The organism is Bradyrhizobium sp. TM239, from assembly GCF_036247985.1.
Taxonomy (GTDB): Bacteria; Pseudomonadota; Alphaproteobacteria; order Rhizobiales; family Xanthobacteraceae; genus Bradyrhizobium; species Bradyrhizobium ottawaense.
This window is the reverse complement of the sequence record NZ_BTIR01000001.1, coordinates 1-16,298: the sequence shown is the minus strand read 5'-3', so window position 1 is coordinate 16,298 and position 16,298 is coordinate 1. Positions and strand designations below refer to the sequence as shown.

Genomic DNA, 16,298 nt, shown 5'->3' with positions numbered 1-16,298 from the left:
CATCGGCGACGCAATCCAACATATTGTAGCGGCCGGCGACGACAGACAAGTTAATCGTGCGAGGCGACCCAGAGGCCGTTCCCGCGCCCGTCCCGATCAGCGGACCACGCCGGAATGCTTCCTATATCTATGTAATCATTTGAATTTTTGAAGGGGCGGGCGGCCCCTCCGCCTCCGAACGGGCGACTGGATTAAACCCGCATATTCAGACATATCGACTGGATCGGCTGCCCGCCCCGGAGACCCCCATGCCCGCCAGCTACATCGATCCTCGCAACGGACAGCTCTATCCGCTCGACCAGCCGCGCTGGTGCTCGGACGAGCGCACGCCGCTTCTGGTGACGCCGGGGGCGGGGATCTCGCGCGAGGACATCGAGCCCCGCACGCGCTCGCTCTGGCGCTACCGGGCGGCGCTGCCGGTCGAGATCAAGACTCCGATCACGCTCGGTGAAGGCTGCACGCCGCTGGTGCAGCAGGACTGGGGCGAGTTGCGGCCGTTGTTCAAGCTCGAATGGTTCAACCCGACCGGCAGTTTCAAGGATCGCGGCTCGGCGGTGATGCTGTCGTTCCTGCGCCAGATCGGCGTCAACGCGATTCTGGAAGACTCTTCCGGCAATGGCGGCTCGTCGATGGCCGGGCTCGGTGCTGCCGGCGGCATGCGCGTGAAGATTCTGGCACCGGCCTCGACCTCGCCGGCCAAGATCGCGCAGGTGCGGGCTTATGGCGCGACGGTGCAGCTCGTCGAAGGCCCGCGCGAGGAGTCCGAGGCCGAGGCCATCCGCCAGTCGAGCCAGACCTTCTATGCCAGCCATAACTGGCAGCCGTTCTTCCTCGAAGGCACCAAATCGCTCGCCTATGAGATCTGGGAAGATCTCGGTTTTCGCGCGCCCGACAACGTCATCGTTCCCGTCGGCGCCGGCAGCTCTCTGCTCGGATGCGCCTTCGGCTTCCGCGAGCTCATGAAAGCCGGCCAGATCGCAAAACTGCCGCGGCTGTTCGCGGCGCAGCCGCAAAACTGCTCGCCGATCGATGCGAGTTTTCAGGCCGGCGTCGATACGCCCGTCGCCCGCGAGGTGAACAAGACCATCGCAGAGGGCACCGCGATCAAGAATCCGCTGCGCCTGCGCGAGATCATCGCCGCCTTGCGCGAAAGCGGCGGCGGCACCGTCGCGCTCACCGAGGAGGAGATCGTCGCCGCGCTGCGCCGTCTTGCGCGGCAGGGCCTGTTCGCCGAGCCGACCAGCGCCAGCGCGGCGGCGGCGCTTGAAAAGCTCTCCGCCACCGGCGCCGTCAAGGCGACCGACACCACGGTCGCCGTCCTCACCGGAACCGGCCTGAAGGCCGCGACCACCGTCGCCGATCTCGTCCAGTAGGGTCCGATCTGTTGTGTTGCGGCGCGGCCCCGCGCGGGACGAGGCCGAAGCCGCTTTGGCGAGGCGAATGCCCGGGCATCCGCGTTTCGCGGCGCCATGCGGACGCGTTGAACCTTCGGCGTCCGTCGCCAGCCTCATGGAGATCGAGCTCGTGCAAAGGGAGAGTTCCATGACCGCGCAGGATCCGTTTGCGGGTTTCAAGGCAGTCCAGAAGGAAGCCTGGTCGCTGTTCACGCCGATGGAAGTTTTCACGACACCGACCGCCGCCAGGCTCGTCGGTTTTGCCGGCGTTGCCGCCGGCCAAAGGCTGCTCGACGTCGGATGCGGCACCGGCGTGGTCGCGATCACGGCGGCGCGCCGCGGTGCGAAGGTCAGGGGTCTCGACCTCTCGCCGGTTCTGATCGAGCGCGCCCGCGAGCACGCGCAACTGATGAACCTCGATGTCGACTTCAAGGACGGCGACGCCGAAAGCCTGCCCTATGACGACAACGAGTTCGACGTGGTGCTCAGCCAGTTCGGCCACATGTTCGCGCCGCGTCCGGACGTCGCGATCGGCGAGATGCTGCGCGTGCTGAAGCCCGGCGGCACCATCGCGTTCTCCACCTGGCCACCGCATCTGTATGTCGGGCGGATGTTCGCACTGATCGACCGCCATCTGCCGCCGCCCGAGGGCGTGGCATCGCCAGTGTTGTGGGGCGATCCGAAGATCGTCGCCGAGCGTCTCGCGGGGAAAACGAAGGATCTCTCCTTCGAGATGGACATGATGACGCCGTCCGCCCTCAGCCCGCAGCATTTCCGCCGCACCATGGAGACGACGATCGGGCCTTTGATCAGGCTCATCGCCCAGTACAAGGACGAGCCGGACAAGCTCAGGAGCTTCCGAGCCGAGTTCGAGGCGCTGATCTCGGAATATTTCGACGCCGGCCACAATGTAATGCGCCAGCAGTTCCTGATGTCGAAGGCACGGAAGGTGTGAGGCGCGTTTTACCGTGAGATTCTGCCCTCATGTGCGAGCCGCCAAAGCAGGCGTCTCGAACCATGGGGAGGGTCGCGCGGCTCACTCCTTCAGATCATTCACCTGCTTGACCCAGGTGCGCACGTCAGCGAGCACGGCGGGCAGCACCGCCTTGACCTCGGCCACGGTCATGCCGGGCTTGATGCGGGGATCGTACAAGAGATTGAGGATGTACTGGTCGTAGACGTCGAAATAGCCCATCGAGACATTGTCGTTGAACATGGTCCAGGGCACGCTCGCGGTGTCGTTGATGGGCCCGAGCGATTGCAGCAACTCCTCATAGGCGCAGTCGAGGAAGACGAAATCGCCGTTGTCGACCGTGAGGATGACGTCGGAATGCTCGATCTCGAAATTGTCGTTCTTGCGGAAGCCGGACAGGCATTGCGGGTCGAGCGAGGTGCGGATCTCGCGCGCCTTCTCGGCGCCGTAGAAGCTGGAGATGGTGCGGAAGAGGTCGCGGTCGCGCACCAGCTTCACCCGCACATTGGCCGCTTCGGCGGTCGCGATCATGGCGATGTCGAGGTGCTGCACGCGATGGGCGATGTCGGCCACGACCTTGGCGAGCTGCGTCTTGCGGTCGGCGCGGTCGCTCTCGGCGTACACGCGCACCGGCCCGTCGAACTTGCGGATGCGGTCGACGCGGCCGGCGAGGTGATATTCGGCACCGAACGCCGTCTTCAGGAAGCCCTCGACGATCTCGCCGTCGGTGAAATTCTTCTTCTCGGCGCGCTGGCGCGAGGAGATCGCGGGCAATTCGCCGGCGACGGCCATGGTCGCGGTGTCAGGCGCAGCCACGAGCGCTGCGAGCGCGAGCAGGGCGATGCGAAGGCAAGGCGAGGGCGGGGCAAGTGCGCTCATCGTTGTGCGACGCTGCCGCATTCGCGTCGCGCGCACAAGACCGCAAATTCACGCGCCCTGCGGGTTCCCGGCGTTGTCTGTAGCAAGAGCGCTACAGGTGCCGTAGGGAGGGCAAAGGCGCAAAGCGCCGTGCCCACCATCTCAAAACCGTGGGCACGCCGGCGTTCGCGCGATCCTCCGGCTTTGCCCACCCTACGAGAGTTGCGTCAGTTGTTCAGCACCACCACCGTGGTACCGACCGAGACGCGGCCGTAGAGATCGCTGACGTCGTCATTGGTCATGCGGAAGCAGCCCGAGGACACCGCCTGGCCGATCGTCTCCGGCTCGTTGGAGCCGTGGATGCGATAGAGCGTCGAGCCCAAATACATCGCGCGCGCGCCGAGCGGATTCTCGACGCCGCCCTTCATGTGGCGCGGCAGGTCCGGCCGGCGCGCCAGCATCTGCGACGGCGGCGTCCAGTCCGGCCATTCCTTCTTGGCGGTGATCCTGTGCACCCCGCCCCAGCGGAAGCCGTCGCGGCCGACGCCGATGCCGTAACGCAGCGCCTGGCCGTTCTGGAGCACCAGATACAGCCGCCGCTCGCTGGTGTTCACCACGATCGTGCCGGGGGCGTAATTGCCGTTATACATGACGGTGGTGCGGGGGATCGGATTGGCGCCGGAACGGAAGAAGTTCGGGCCGCCGCCCATGATGTCGCGCGAGTCGAACTCTTCGGCGAACGCGCCGCCCGCCATGGTCGACAGCAGTGCGATGGCGGCAATCGGTGCGGCAAAAAACCGGATCATTGTTTCCCCCAGAAAAGATCGATTCAACACAGGCCACAGGCCATATTTGCGGGCTTTTCGCAAGCCACGGCCCCGTGAGGGACATCATCCAGGACAGGCGTTATCAAATCGGCAACCATGCCATTTGCCGAAAAGCGTTAGCCATTGTCGCGCGGGGCAGGGCCGCGATGCCGCCTATTGCTTTGACGGGACGAGCGAACAATGATTGATCGAACGGATCTTTGGATATTGCCGGTTGCGGGAGCAGAACGAATGAACGGTGCGGAAAGCCTGGTGCGGACGATGGTCAAGGGTGGGGTGGATGTCTGCTTCACCAACCCAGGCACCTCCGAGATGCATTTTGTCGCAGCGCTCGACCGCGTACCCGGCATGCGTTGCGTGCTCGGCCTGTTCGAGGGCGTGGTGACCGGTGCCGCCGACGGCTATTTCCGCATGAAGGGCCTGCCTGCCTCGACGCTGCTGCATCTCGGCCCCGGCCTCGCCAACGGCCTTGCCAATTTGCACAACGCCAAGAAGGCCAATTCCGGCATCGTCAACATCGTCGGCCAGCACGCCGTCTACCACATCGGCTTCAACGCGCCGCTGACCTCCGACATCGAGGGCCTGGCCCGGCCGATGTCGTCCTGGGTCCGCACCTCGCCGGATGCCAAATCGGTCGCCGCCGATGGCGCCGCGGCGATCGCCGCCGCCAAAAGCGCGCCGCCGCAGATCGCGACCCTGATCCTGCCCGCCGACACCGCCTGGAACGAGGCCGACGGCGTCGCCGAGGTCCCGGCCGAGCAACAGCGCGCGAGCTATTCACCGCAGGCGGTCGAGCAGGCCGCAAAAATCCTGCATGGCGACGGCGAGGGTACGCTGCTGCTGATGACCGGCAGCGCCCTGAGCGAGCAGGGCCTCGCGCTCGCCGAGCGCATCGCCGCCAAGACCGGCTGCACCGTGATGGGCCCGACCTTCCGTCCGAAGATGGCGCGCGGCCGCGGCCGCTATTCGATCGACCGCATCCACTACGTGATCGAGAACGCGCTGCCGATGCTGGCCAAGTTCCGTCACATCGTGCTGGTCGAGTCCGACGATCCCGTGGCGTTCTTCGCCTATCCGAACAAGCCGAGCATGCTCAAGCCCGAGGGCTGCGACGTGCATCGCATGACCTCCTGGGGCGAGAATTCGGTCGCGGCGCTCGAGGCGCTCGCCGGCGCGGTGAAAGCCAGCGCCAGGGACGTCAAGCCGCAGGCGTCGCAGGAGCTGCTCAAGCCGACCGGCGCGCTGACCCACGCCTCGATCGCGCAGTCGATTGCGTACGCCATCCCCGAGAATGCGATCCTGGTCGACGAGTCTCTCACCACCGGCCGCGCCTTCTTCCCGCCGACGGCCGCCGCCGCACCGCACGACTGGCTGCAGAACATGGGCGGCTCGATCGGCTTCTCGACGCCGCTGTCGATCGGCGCCGCGATCGCCTGCCCGGACCGCAAGGTGATCTGCATGGTCGGTGACGGCAGCGCAATGTACACGATCCAGTCGCTGTGGACCCAGGCGCGCGAGAACCTCAATATCGTCACCATCGTGTTCGCCAACCGCATCTACCAGATCCTGCGCGGCGAGTTCGACAATGTCGGCGCCGGCGAGCCCGGCCAGCGCGCCAACGACATGCTTCGCCTCGACCGCCCGACGCTGGATTTCGTCGCACTGGCCAAGGGCATGGGCGTGCCCGGCCGCGCCGTCACCAATGCCGACGAGTTCAACAAGGCGCTGGCCGAGGCCGTCGCCGAGCCGGGGCCGCGGCTGATCGAAGTTCAGATGTAGGATGCGTCTTACCTCTCCCCGCTCTTCCGCGGGGAGAGGTCGGATTGCATCGAAGATGTAATCCGGGTGAGGGGCAAGGCAGGCTCCAAGTCCAGGCAAGACACCATCCGACTCGCACGTCGCGCGCGTTCGACCTATCATTCCAACCGGATTTGCGGAGGCGGCCCCTCACCCCACCCTCTCCCCGTAAGAACGGGGCGAGGGAGCGAGAGACCGCTCGGGACGCAAAGTGGAATGAGCCCGGAGGCACGATGCAGACCGAGCTGAACAAGGTGATCGCGGCGCTGCGGGACTTCTACGCCCACGAGGGCTTCCTGTTCGAGAAGGACATCGGCGAGCGCGCGGTCACGCACCGCTTCGCCGTGCATCTGGAGAAGCAGTTCGCCGGCTGGTCGGTCGACTGCAACTACGACCGGCTCGGCGAGCGCACGCTGCATCTGCCGCACGGCACCATCATCTCGACCGACGATCATCTGGGCAAGTCGATCTACCCCGACGTCGTCGTGCATCAGCGCGAGATCCCGAACAATCTGCTCACGGTGGAGATCCGCAAGGCGAGCAATCACACGCCGCTGGAGCACGACCAGCACAAGCTGCGGGCGCTGACCGACGTGCATGTCTGGTTCCCGTACTGGGTCGGCTTGCTGCTGGTGCTGGACAAGCACCATCCGACGATGTCGGAGGTCTATGTCAGCGGCGCCGTGGATCAGCCGCTGTCGCGCTGGTTCGCAACGCGGCTTGCGGAAATCGGCCTCGGGCCCGGCGCCTGAAGCATGATCCGGAAAAGTGCGCAGCGGTTTTCCGAAAAGATCATGCTTGAACAACAATCTGTAGCGCGCGGTAAGGTCGGATCGATCACTTGCCACAGAAGAGGTGCTCTCCCTCTCCCGCTTGCGGGAGAGGGCTGGGGAGAGGGTGTCTCCCCGATGGGACACTCCCGATGAGGGGACAGCCTCACTCAGTAATGATATTGCTGCGAGTACGCGTAGCGCGGGTTGATGCCGCAATAGGACGATGTTCCGGAGGCCGTGGCGGCACATTGCTGGTAGCTGGCGAACTGGCAGTTGCCGGGATAGCCCCAGCTGCGGCCCTGCAGGCAGTATCGGTCGCTTCCGGCCTGGGCCGGGGCCGCCGACAATGACGCGGCGATCAGCGTTGCGAACGATGCAAGCGTGAGGATGGTGCGACGCATTTCGATCTCCTTCAATGGTAGGGTGGAACGGCCGTGTCTTGGTCGGCGTTCCCGTGGCCTGTCTGACGCGGGGTCCTGCTGTGTTGGTCTCCGCGGCGCCGGATGCGTTCGAAGCGAGGTACATCGTGACGCAGCCGGCGGCTCGCACTGTGATCTCGGCCACAGTTCGCGCACGGGTTCCGACCTATCCTCGGCGAACTTGCACGCCTCGATCCGGTGGGACTAGGCTTGCCTCATTCGGATCAAGGCATTTGGAGGTTCTGATGCAGAAATCATATTTGCTGGCTGCAGTGGCAGCGCTGGCGCTCATGACGCAAACATCGCTCGCGCTGGCCCAGACCGCGCCGGCTGCCGGCGGAGCCGCGGCGCCTGCGGCGACAACAGCCGCGCCGGCCGCGACGACGCCGAGCGCAACCACCGACACGCCCAGCCAGCCGACCGACTCCAAGAAGAGCGCGTCGAAGAAGCCGGCGAAGAAGAAGATGACGCGGCAGCAGGAGATCGACCACTCGGTCGACAGCGGCACCGTGCCCGCGCGCTATCGCAGCTCGGTGCCCAAGCAGTACCAGCAATATATCCCGTTCGATAAGCAATAACGGGTCGCACGGCAGCGCGACGCGATCAGCCGTTGCGCCGCCGGTGCCTGGCCAATTGGGCCCCTGGCCGGTCGGCTGCCAATGTCACATCCCCGGTGGCGGTCTGCGAGAGCAGTGCTAGAGTAGGCCGAAGCCTGGGGGGAATGATGAGTGACGACGTGAAGGATGCTGGCCTTGTGGCCATGATCAGCAGCATCCTTGGAGGCAACAAGCGCGCAGACAGTGTTGCACCGCCGCCGCTCACCGAGGGTCCGCCGACAGTGCCGTCGAACGGAGCGGACGCGGCGCCCATCCCTGAGGCGACGTCGACCGGGCCGGAGGATGCAGCCGACGCTGCGCCGGCCATTGTGGAACCGGTCGCGCAGCCTGCGAAAATCGTCACGACGCGGGATGGCAAGCAGCTGCTGCCGGCAGAAGCGATCGCCGATCTCGTGCTCGGCGAGCTGCGCAAGCTGGAGAATTTTCCCGCGACCGGTGCCTCGGTCACGGTCTATGGCTACCGGCACTGGAATGCCATGATCACCTTTGCGCCGTTCTCGACCAATTTCCAGAACGCGACGCGGTTCCGCCAGGCCATGCCGGACCTCGTCTTCAAGCTCCGTCGTTTCGTCGAACTTGAGATATAGTCCAGGGCGATCTTCAGCGGCGCCTCTGCGCGATTCCCCTCGGTGAGTCGCAGCGTGATGGTGCGCGCCGTTACCCGAAACAGTTCGACAGGATTTTGCATTGAGCGTCGCCTTTACCAAGGAAGAAAGCGCCGAAACCGCGTCCGAGACGCTGTTGCCGGATCGCCCGATCTCGCCGCATCCCAACCTCGTGACAGAAGCCGGCCTGCAGGCGTTGCAGACGCAGCTCCAGCACGCCCGCGAGGCCTATGAAGCCGCGCAAGCCATCGAGGACGTCAACGAAAAGCGCCGGCAATCGGCGGTGCCGTTGCGCGACGCCCGCTATCTGACCGAACGGCTGCGCACGGCGCAGTTGGTTCCCAACCCGGTGTCGAACGACATCGTCGCCTTCGGCAGCACCGTGACCTTCAGCCGCACCGATGGCCGCGTGCAGACCTATCGCATCGTCGGCGAGGACGAGGCCGACCCCAAGGCGGGATCGATCTCGTTCGTCGCGCCGGTGGCGCGGTCGCTGATGGGGAAGGCGGTGGGTGACGTTGTGGGGGCGGGCGCGCAGGAGATCGAGATCTTGTCGATTGCGTAGGCGCGGAGCGCGGCGAGGATTGCGTGGCAAACGGCGCTATCGACAGCAGCAATCTCATTCGCCTAATGCATGATCCGGAACAGCGCGAGGCCGTCGTCTCCGCCAAACGAAGCTTGATGGTTGGATGAGACGGTTTTTGTCGGGAGCGTTGCCGTTCTACGCGCTGGCTCTACTAGCCATGTGCATGTACCTCGTCCTGTACAGGACTGCTCTCTTCGACCTGAACGCCATCGTTCATGGCGCGACCGGATCGGCATGGTTTCCGGCCTTCATGTTCGTCTGCGTGCTGCTGGAGTCGGTCTTCCCGTATTTCGGCTATTTTCCCGGAACCGCGCTCATCCTGATGTCCGCGGCGCTCGGTCCGAAGGCCGTGGATGGCTCCGTTTTTGTGGTGGCGTGGCTCGCCATCATCCTGGGCGCCGTCTTGAGTTACGGACAGGCTCGCTTCTTCAGGCCGTTCCTGCAGCGGGTCGCCTCAAAAGCGGCCCTGCGCCGATGCGAGTCCCTGTTCGACGCCTATGGCGCTTATGCGCGCATTGCCTTGTTCGTTCATCCCAACGCCTGCGCGATGTATTTCACGGCGCTCGGACTTCTCGGTCGCAATTTGACGCGGGAGCTCGCTTATCTCTGCGCGGGTGCAGCGGCCGCCGTGGGCATTCTGTTCGTCATCGTGACCAGACTGGTGTCGTCGGTCGGCCCCACCGATGATGGGCAATTGCAGGTGCTGCTGGCCGTCGCGCTGGTTGCGATCGGAACCCTCGTCGGTCTCTACACGGCTTGGCGGCCGGGGCAGGCGGCGTGAAGCCTGCTCCGTCATCGCGCTTTACGCCTCGGGCAGCTCAACGCCCGTCAACTTGCCCAATCTGGCGATGAGCTCGTCCTGGAACTGCGGATCGGTCGCCTCGCTGGCGGGCTCCTCCTGCCGCAAGTGATGCCAGTAGCGCCCCGTCACCGAAGCTGCAGCATCTTCGCTCACCGCTAGCCAAGTCTGCGTCCGCTGTCCGGTGTCGATATCGACCGGCGCGCCCGCGCCGCCCATCCTCGTGCGGACCCAGCCGGGATCGACGGCGTTGCTCAGGACCTTCGGCCAGCGCCGCGCCAGCGCGAAGGCCAGTGCGACCACGTGCAGCTTGCTCTCGGCATAGGCCTTGGCCGAATCCCAGGGACGCCTGGTCCAGTCGAGGTCGTCGAGCGAGCCCTCTCCACCGCGGTGCAGCCCGCTGCTGAGATACACCAATCGGTCCGGCCGTTCGATCAGCGCCGTCAGCATGTACGGCGCAAGCGTGTTGATGGCCAAAGTCTCGGCATGGCCTTCGGGTGTCGCGCCGCGGCCGGGACGCGTGTAGACGCCGGCGTTGTGGATGACCGCGTCCATGCGCCCGATCGCGTTGACCTGTTCGGCGATATGCTTCGTCTCGGCCGCACTCTTGAGATCGCCGACCACGATCCCCTGGCAACGCGACCTCAGCTCGCCGAGCGCGTCGCTGCGATCGGCCGAGCGTGCATGCAGCACCACGCGGTGTCCCTGTTCAAGCAGTGATTGCGCCGCTGCCCGGCCGAGGCCATCGGTGCTGCCGGTGATGAAGATGGTCGCCATGCGCGCTCCCTCGGATATTTCAGCGCGCACTCTACGGCCCCTGCCGTGGCAAAGTCGCCCCAGGATGTTGCATGCCGATCACATACAACCACCCGAAAAGCGATAAGATCAGGCCAATTGCATGACGCATGACATTCGGGGGACGCTGATGAAGAAGTTCCTGCTTTCCGTCGCAGCATTCGGAATGGCCTGCACAGGCGCAGGCGCCGCCGATCTCGCGGCGCGTCCCTACACCAAGGCGCCGCCGATGGTCGCCGCCGTCTACGATTGGAGCGGCTTCTACATCGGCGTCAACGGCGGCGGCGGATCGAGCCGCAAGTGCTGGGATCTGATTTCCCCCGGTCTTGGCACTATCGTCCCGGAAGGGTGCCACGATGCCACGGGCGGCACGGCGGGCGGGCAGATGGGATTTCGTTGGCGGTCCGTCAACTGGGTGTTCGGCATCGAGGGCCAGGGCAACTGGGCCGACTTCACGGGCGACAACGTCAGCACGGTGCTTTTCCCGCCGACGGGTCTTCGTAATCGGTCCAAGATTGAAGGCTTCGGCCTGATCACCGGGCAGGTCGGCTATGCTTGGAACAATGTCCTGCTGTACGTGAAGGGCGGCGGCGCGGCGGTGGCCGACAAATACCGAACCAACGACGTCGTCACCGGCGCGGAATTCGATCGGACCAGCGAAACGCGTTTTGGTGGGGTCATCGGCGCGGGCCTTGAATTCGGCTTTGCTCCGAACTGGTCGCTGGGTGTGGAGTACGACCACATCTTTCTCGGCCATCGCGATGTCACGTTCGCCGCCACGGGCGGCTTTGGTGGCGTGACCGCCGGCGCCTTCACGCGCAGGGAGCGGATCGGCCAGGACGTCGACATCGGGCTCGTGCGATTGAACTACCGCCTTGGCGGTCCCATCATCGCGAAGTACTAGCCGATTCGGGAAAGCCGTAACTCCTTGATCCGACTGGCGTCGGCTACTGTGCATGGGGTTGTTTTCGAGATTTTCGACGGAGCAGGAGCAAGACGCCCCAGTCCGTCGACGCTCTTCGAGCTATGCCGGACACGCTTCGCCATCATTGGGCGTGGCTGCGCCACGCGAAGCCTTTTGGCGAAGCGTGGTGGGCGCACAAGGGATCGAACCTTGGACCTCTCCCGTGTGAAGGGAACGCTCTCCCGCTGAGCTATGCGCCCGGGACCATCATGCAGACGGCCGGACCTGTTCGGCCGGCCGGCGCATCGGAGCCCGCGATTTAGAAGTGCGGGCTTAAGGTGTCAAGTTTCCAGGCGCCGCGGGGGCGGAAAACCTTGGCCCGGTCGCGCAATTCGCTGGCCCGGCCGGATTTCGGGCTGCTTACGCGCCCTGCTGGCGGGCCCGGGAGGCGTGGGCCTGCAGCGCCCGGATGCGCTCGGCCAGCGTTCCGCCGCCTTCGGGCAGGCTCGGCGCGCCATTGGTCGCGGCGTCGTTGGCCGGGCGCGGCGCCGGCTTCGGCGGCTGGCCGGCCTCGGCCGCGAGCAGCGCCTCGATCGGCGAGTTCGGGCCTTCGAGCTGCATCGCGAGTTTTGCGACTTCGGCGGCGATGTCGTTGATGCGCTCGCGGAGCAGCGCGTTCTCCATGCGCTCGGTCGCCCAGGAGCTTTCCGCCTGCTGCTGGATCGCGTTGATGTCGCGCTGGAGTTTGGCGCGCTCGTCGCGGGCGGTGCGCAGCTGCTCCTCCAGCGCCGCCTTTTCCGCGCGCAGCGCTTCCATGGCGGCCGACGACTTGCCGCCGCTCAAGGCTGCGATCTCGACCCGCAGCTCCTTGACGGTGCGTTCGGCGCCTTCATTGGCCTGGCGGAGCTGGTTGTTCTCATAGTCGCGCTCGGCGAGCAGCTTGCCCTGCGTGGCGAGCCGTCCCTCGAGGTCGGCGACGCGGCCCGACAGCATCTCGGCTTCCTTCACCTGTCCGATCAGCTGGCGATCGAGCTCGGTGACGCGCTGGCTCAGATTCTCGACCCGGCCGCGGGCATCGCCGAGCTCGCGCGAGGCGGTCTCGGATTCGGTGCGCTCCTGCGCAAGGCGCGCTTGGGTGGCGGCAAATTCCTTCTCGGCATCGCCGACGCGGTTCTTCAATTCCTCGATCTGCGCGCGCACCGCGACCAGCTCGACCTGACGGCTCTCCGCCATCATCGAGCGGTCGGACAGTTCGGAGTTGATCTTGGCGAGCTCGCCCTGCTTGTCGGTCAGCGCGTTCTCGGCGGCGCGCAGGGCCTCGGTCTTGGCGTTGAATTCCTCTTCGGTGGCGCGGAGCTGTTCCTTCACCGCCTTCTCGCGCGCCTCGAGCGCGAAGATCGTGGCGTTCTTCTCGCCGAGCTCGATCTTCATGCGGTTGATGGCGTCGCTCTTCTTGCCGAGCTCGGCGAGCTGGCTGGTGGTCTTGTTCTTGAGCTGGTCGACGCTCATCTCGAGCCGCCGCGCCGACATGGCGAATTCGGCGCGGAGCTGGTCCTTGTCGGCCTGGATCTCGGCCATCGACAGCGGCGTTGCGGCCTCTAGCCGGCGCGTGGTCAGGCGCACGGCGCGGTTATGCACCAGCGGCACGATCGCGAGCCCGCACAGCATCGATAGCAGGAAACCGATCGCCAGGTACATGATCGGTTCGACCATGGGGCAGAACTCCGGAGCTTAAGGAAAAATTCACCAACGACCATGCCATGGCGGGCCGGCAAAAAGCCAGCCCCGCTCTGTCGTTAACCTTGATCCGCAGCTGGATGGAGGAGGGGAGCCTAGAATGGGTTCCAGGTCGCTCGCGGCGTGTATTTGAGATAGCCGATATTGGCGCCCAGCCGCAGGCCGAGCCCGGAGCGGATCGGCACCAGCACGATGTTGTTGGCGGTGAGCGCCGTCATGCCGAAGCCGCCGATGATGTAGGCCGAGCCGTCGAGGCCGGCGAAGCGCTGGTAGATCGCGTTGGTGGCGGGCAGGTTGTAGACCAGCGTCATGGTGCGCGCGCCGTCGCCGCCCCAGTCGAAGCCGAGCGAGGGGCCCTGCCAGTAGACGCGCAGATCCCCGGCGTTCTTGGTGTAGAGCGTGCCTTCGCCGTAGCGCAGGCCGGCGACGAACGCGCCGGAACCTTCCTCGCCCAGGATATAGCCGTTGGGCAGGCCCCATTGGCTGATCGCCTTCTCGATGATCGAGGCGAGCCCACGCGAGACATTGCCGAAGAAGCGGTGTCCGGCACCGACGAGCTCGTCCGGCCCATAGGTGCTGGGCGTCGGGGTCCGCTGCGGCGGCGGCAGATTGGGCGGCGGCGCCTGCTGGGCGGAGGCCGGCACGATCCAGCCGACCATCGCGGCAAGCGCGAGCGCAGCAAGGCGTGATGCGAAAGTCATAAAAGAACCCCTGGTACCGAAACCGGTCGCTTCCTTAACCTGACGCCAACAGGCGCGGCTCTAGGTTGCGCCGGATGTCCCCTCGACTCGGATGTTATCCGCAGCAACTATGACGGCACAACGGCAGGAAGATAGCCCTTTGCGCCCCGGAATTGCCTTGATCGGCCTCCTCGTCTGCCTGCTGTCGGGCATATGGCTCAGCGGCTCGGTCATGCCGGCCGGGGCTGCCACCACCGAGCGGGTCGTCGTCAACCGCTTCACCGGCGTCGCCATCGAAGGGTTCGACCCCGTCGCCTATTTCGTCGAGGGGACGGCCATGCAGGGCACGGCGGAGTTCGAGGCGAATCTCTGGGGCGCGGTCTGGCGCTTCCGCAACGAGGGCAACCGCGCCTCCTTCCTGGCCCATCCCGAAATCTATGGGCCGCAATTCGGCGGCTACGACCCCGCCGATATCGCCCGCGGGGTGACCATTGCCGGCAATCCCCGCTTCTTCGCGATCGTGGCGCAGCGGCTCTACCTGTTCAGCCGCGAAGCCAATCGCGACGCCTTCGCCGCCGACCCCGAGCGGTTCCTCTATGAAGTCGGCAAGCGCTGGCCGGCCCTTCAGGAACAGCTCAGTCAGTAGCGGCTTTCAGAGACTTGCCGCCTGCGGGTCGCCCCAGGCGATGAACTCCGGGATGATGAAGCCGCTGGCGTGCCGCTCGCCGAAGCGGAGCTCGCCGCCCTTGCCGTCGGTCACCCTGCCGCCGGCCGCGGTCACGACCGCCGAGCCGGCCCCGACGTCCCATTCACAGGTGGGCCCGAAGCGGGGGTAGATGTCGGCGCTGCCTTCCGCGATCCGGCCGAATTTCACGGCCGAGCCGACCGTCCGTCTGACGGCATTGGGCCTGTTATCGATGAAGGCTTCGCTCCTGGGATCGCCATGCGAGCGGCTCACCGCCGCGATCCAGGGCTCGCCTTGCGCCGGCAGCTTGCGGGTGTGGATCGGCTCGGCCGCGCCGATGGTAGCGCCGTCAAAGCTCACGCGCTCGGCGCCGCGGCCGACGATGCCGCGCCAGAGCAGGCCGAGCGCGGGCGCAGCTACGATGCCGAGCAGCGGCACGCCTGATGTCACCAAAGCGAGGTTGACGGTGAACTCGTCGCGACCGGCGACGAACTCCTTGGTCCCGTCGAGCGGATCGATCAGGAAGAAGCTGCCCTCAAACGATGGCGAGGCAAGCTGGGTCCGCTCTTCCGAGAGCGTCGGAACGTCGCCCGCAAGCTGGGCCAGGCCTTCCGCGATGATATGGTCGGCGGCGAGGTCGGCCTCGGTGACCGGCGAGCCGTCCTGCTTGCCGTCGATCCGCATCGCCGCGCGGTTGACGCCGAGGATCGCCTCGCCCGCCTTCACGACCAGCGCGGTGAGCGGCTCCATCAACCGGGATGCGGCCTCGGCGTCGATGATCCTCACCTGTGTGCCTCATTCGTCAGCAAGTCTCGCCCCTCTCAGTTGATTCGCCCGCAGCCCTTTATGGCCGCTTCGAACCTATCGCAAGCTAGCTGCCACGGGCTGGCGAATGTTAGAACCCGCAGCATCCGTCGAGCATGCGTGATTCGCGGCGTCCAGCGCCGTGCAATTTCAGGAACCCTCCAGGACCCCTTTATATGTCTGACGCCTCGTCGCCCGCGACTGCTACTGCTCCCGATATGCTCGAACTCGCAGCGCTGCTGTGCTCGCGGGTCTGCCACGATCTCATCAGCCCCGTCGGCGCCATCGTCAACGGGCTCGAAGTGCTCGACGACGATCCCAAGCCGGAAGACCGCGAATTCGCGCTCGACCTGATTCGCAAGAGCGCCAAGACCGCCTCCGCCCGGCTCCAGTTCTGCCGTCTCGCCTTCGGGGCGGCCGGCTCCTCCGGCGCGCAAATCGATCTCGGCGATGCCCAGACCATGGCGCGCGGCCACATCGAGGATGGCAAGTGCTCGATCACCTGGAATCTGCCGCGGCTCCTGCTGCCGAAGAATCGCGTCAAGCTGCTGCTCAACATGCTGGTCGTGTCCCAGCACACCATCCCGCGCGGCGGCATGCTGACGATCGACCCGATCGGCGAGGGCGAAACGATGAGCTTTCGCATCACCGCGACCGGACATAATGCGCGCCTGCCGCAGAACATCTCCGAGCTCTTGAGCGGCGAGCGCGGCCCTGCCGCGGATGCGCATGCGATCCAGCCTTATTACACGCGGCTGCTGGCGCAGGCCTGCGGGCTCACCGTGACGCTCAAGCCGGAAGGCGAAGCCATCATCATTACCGCTTCGTAAACGCGCGCAGCGCGCTCGGTATCTTAATCAAATCTTTACGAGGCGCTTCGGCTTGTCCGGAGCGCCTTATCTCTTTGTTGGTTCCGTTCTTTTGCACATACTCAACCAATATTAAACGCTTTGCGGTGAAGCTGGCCCCATTCCGAATAGGCGCATCACAATTCGTGCGTGCCCTCCCTGTATGAAGGCCTGTTTTCATGGATGATCTGTTGCGG

Annotated in this window: 18 protein-coding genes and 1 tRNA gene; 11 read left to right on the top strand and 8 right to left on the bottom strand. The window is 65.5% G+C overall.

Annotated features, from left to right (window positions below; all coding sequences use genetic code 11):
* Positions 1-248 precede the first annotated feature (248 nt).
* Together AABA84_RS00095 and AABA84_RS00090 are read left to right on the top strand one after the other, a co-directional pair.
* Positions 249-1,373: a threonine synthase gene (locus tag AABA84_RS00095; RefSeq protein ID WP_338310854.1), complete on the top strand. Its 1,125-nt coding sequence runs from the start codon at positions 249-251 to the stop codon at positions 1,371-1,373.
* A gap of 169 nt (positions 1,374-1,542) precedes the next feature.
* Positions 1,543-2,349, top strand: coding sequence for a class I SAM-dependent methyltransferase (locus tag AABA84_RS00090; RefSeq protein ID WP_338310853.1), 807 nt, complete (start codon positions 1,543-1,545; stop codon positions 2,347-2,349).
* An 81-nt stretch (positions 2,350-2,430) separates the two neighbouring features.
* Here AABA84_RS00090 and AABA84_RS00085 read toward each other — a convergent pair whose 3' ends face one another.
* Entirely contained in the window at positions 2,431-3,246 is an 816-nt protein-coding gene (locus tag AABA84_RS00085) for a DUF2927 domain-containing protein (RefSeq protein WP_212253608.1), read from the bottom strand.
* A 206-nt stretch (positions 3,247-3,452) separates the two neighbouring features.
* On the bottom strand, positions 3,453-4,031 hold the full coding sequence (locus tag AABA84_RS00080; RefSeq protein WP_338310852.1) for a L,D-transpeptidase: 579 nt from the start codon (positions 4,029-4,031) through the stop codon (positions 3,453-3,455).
* Positions 4,032-4,283: 252 nt separating this feature from the next.
* Here AABA84_RS00080 and AABA84_RS00075 point away from each other — a divergent pair, with 252 nt between their 5' ends.
* Together AABA84_RS00075 and AABA84_RS00070 are read left to right on the top strand one after the other, a co-directional pair.
* Positions 4,284-5,831 carry an acetolactate synthase large subunit gene (locus AABA84_RS00075; protein WP_338308603.1) on the top strand — a complete coding sequence of 516 codons (1,548 nt, stop codon included), beginning with the start codon at positions 4,284-4,286 and terminating at the stop codon, positions 5,829-5,831.
* 251 nt (positions 5,832-6,082) lie between these two features.
* Positions 6,083-6,601 carry a hypothetical protein gene (locus AABA84_RS00070; protein WP_338310851.1) on the top strand — a complete coding sequence of 173 codons (519 nt, stop codon included), beginning with the start codon at positions 6,083-6,085 and terminating at the stop codon, positions 6,599-6,601.
* Between the two features lie 188 nt (positions 6,602-6,789).
* On the opposite strand, the gene AABA84_RS00065 is transcribed toward AABA84_RS00070, so the two are convergent.
* Entirely contained in the window at positions 6,790-7,023 is a 234-nt protein-coding gene (locus tag AABA84_RS00065; RefSeq protein ID WP_212253614.1) for a DUF3551 domain-containing protein, read from the bottom strand.
* Positions 7,024-7,286: 263 nt separating this feature from the next.
* Between AABA84_RS00065 and AABA84_RS00060 the strand changes: the two genes are divergently transcribed.
* From AABA84_RS00060 to AABA84_RS00045, 4 genes are all read left to right on the top strand, one after another.
* Positions 7,287-7,619, top strand: coding sequence for a hypothetical protein (locus AABA84_RS00060; RefSeq protein WP_212253616.1), 333 nt, complete (start codon positions 7,287-7,289; stop codon positions 7,617-7,619).
* 146 nt (positions 7,620-7,765) lie between these two features.
* A complete protein-coding gene (locus AABA84_RS00055) occupies positions 7,766-8,245 on the top strand; it encodes a hypothetical protein (RefSeq protein WP_212253619.1) in 480 nt (159 codons plus the stop codon).
* A 100-nt stretch (positions 8,246-8,345) separates the two neighbouring features.
* Positions 8,346-8,828, top strand: coding sequence for a transcription elongation factor GreA (gene greA, locus AABA84_RS00050; RefSeq protein WP_212253626.1), 483 nt, complete (start codon positions 8,346-8,348; stop codon positions 8,826-8,828).
* A gap of 124 nt (positions 8,829-8,952) precedes the next feature.
* Positions 8,953-9,630 (top strand): hypothetical protein, encoded by a 678-nt coding sequence (locus AABA84_RS00045; protein ID WP_338310850.1) that lies wholly within the window; start codon positions 8,953-8,955, stop codon positions 9,628-9,630.
* Positions 9,631-9,651: 21 nt separating this feature from the next.
* Here the strand turns inward: AABA84_RS00045 and AABA84_RS00040 are convergent, their stop codons facing one another.
* Positions 9,652-10,425 (bottom strand): SDR family NAD(P)-dependent oxidoreductase, encoded by a 774-nt coding sequence (locus AABA84_RS00040; protein WP_338310848.1) that lies wholly within the window; start codon positions 10,423-10,425, stop codon positions 9,652-9,654.
* 148 nt (positions 10,426-10,573) lie between these two features.
* Here AABA84_RS00040 and AABA84_RS00035 point away from each other — a divergent pair, with 148 nt between their 5' ends.
* The gene (locus AABA84_RS00035) at positions 10,574-11,347 is read left to right on the top strand and encodes an outer membrane protein (RefSeq protein ID WP_338310846.1); all 774 of its coding nucleotides are present in this window, start codon (positions 10,574-10,576) and stop codon (positions 11,345-11,347) included.
* Between the two features lie 185 nt (positions 11,348-11,532).
* Here the strand turns inward: AABA84_RS00035 and AABA84_RS00030 are convergent.
* The 3 genes from AABA84_RS00030 to AABA84_RS00020 form a co-directional block, all read right to left on the bottom strand.
* Positions 11,533-11,607, bottom strand: a tRNA-Val gene (locus AABA84_RS00030).
* 160 nt (positions 11,608-11,767) lie between these two features.
* Positions 11,768-13,060: a hypothetical protein gene (locus AABA84_RS00025; protein WP_338308596.1), complete on the bottom strand. Its 1,293-nt coding sequence runs from the start codon at positions 13,058-13,060 to the stop codon at positions 11,768-11,770.
* A gap of 119 nt (positions 13,061-13,179) precedes the next feature.
* Positions 13,180-13,785: a DUF1134 domain-containing protein gene (locus tag AABA84_RS00020; RefSeq protein ID WP_018322430.1), complete on the bottom strand. Its 606-nt coding sequence runs from the start codon at positions 13,783-13,785 to the stop codon at positions 13,180-13,182.
* A gap of 139 nt (positions 13,786-13,924) precedes the next feature.
* Here AABA84_RS00020 and AABA84_RS00015 point away from each other — a divergent pair, with 139 nt between their 5' ends.
* Complete coding sequence (locus AABA84_RS00015) at positions 13,925-14,410, top strand: YHS domain-containing (seleno)protein (RefSeq protein ID WP_212253637.1); 486 nt, start codon at positions 13,925-13,927, stop codon at positions 14,408-14,410.
* Between the two features lie 6 nt (positions 14,411-14,416).
* On the opposite strand, the gene AABA84_RS00010 is transcribed toward AABA84_RS00015, so the two are convergent.
* The gene (locus tag AABA84_RS00010) at positions 14,417-15,199 is read right to left on the bottom strand and encodes a 3'(2'),5'-bisphosphate nucleotidase CysQ family protein (RefSeq protein WP_338311470.1); all 783 of its coding nucleotides are present in this window, start codon (positions 15,197-15,199) and stop codon (positions 14,417-14,419) included.
* A 230-nt stretch (positions 15,200-15,429) separates the two neighbouring features.
* Here AABA84_RS00010 and chpT point away from each other — a divergent pair, with 230 nt between their 5' ends.
* Positions 15,430-16,083 (top strand): histidine phosphotransferase ChpT, encoded by a 654-nt coding sequence (gene chpT / locus AABA84_RS00005; RefSeq protein ID WP_026202749.1) that lies wholly within the window; start codon positions 15,430-15,432, stop codon positions 16,081-16,083.
* The last annotated feature ends 215 nt before the right edge of the window (positions 16,084-16,298 follow it).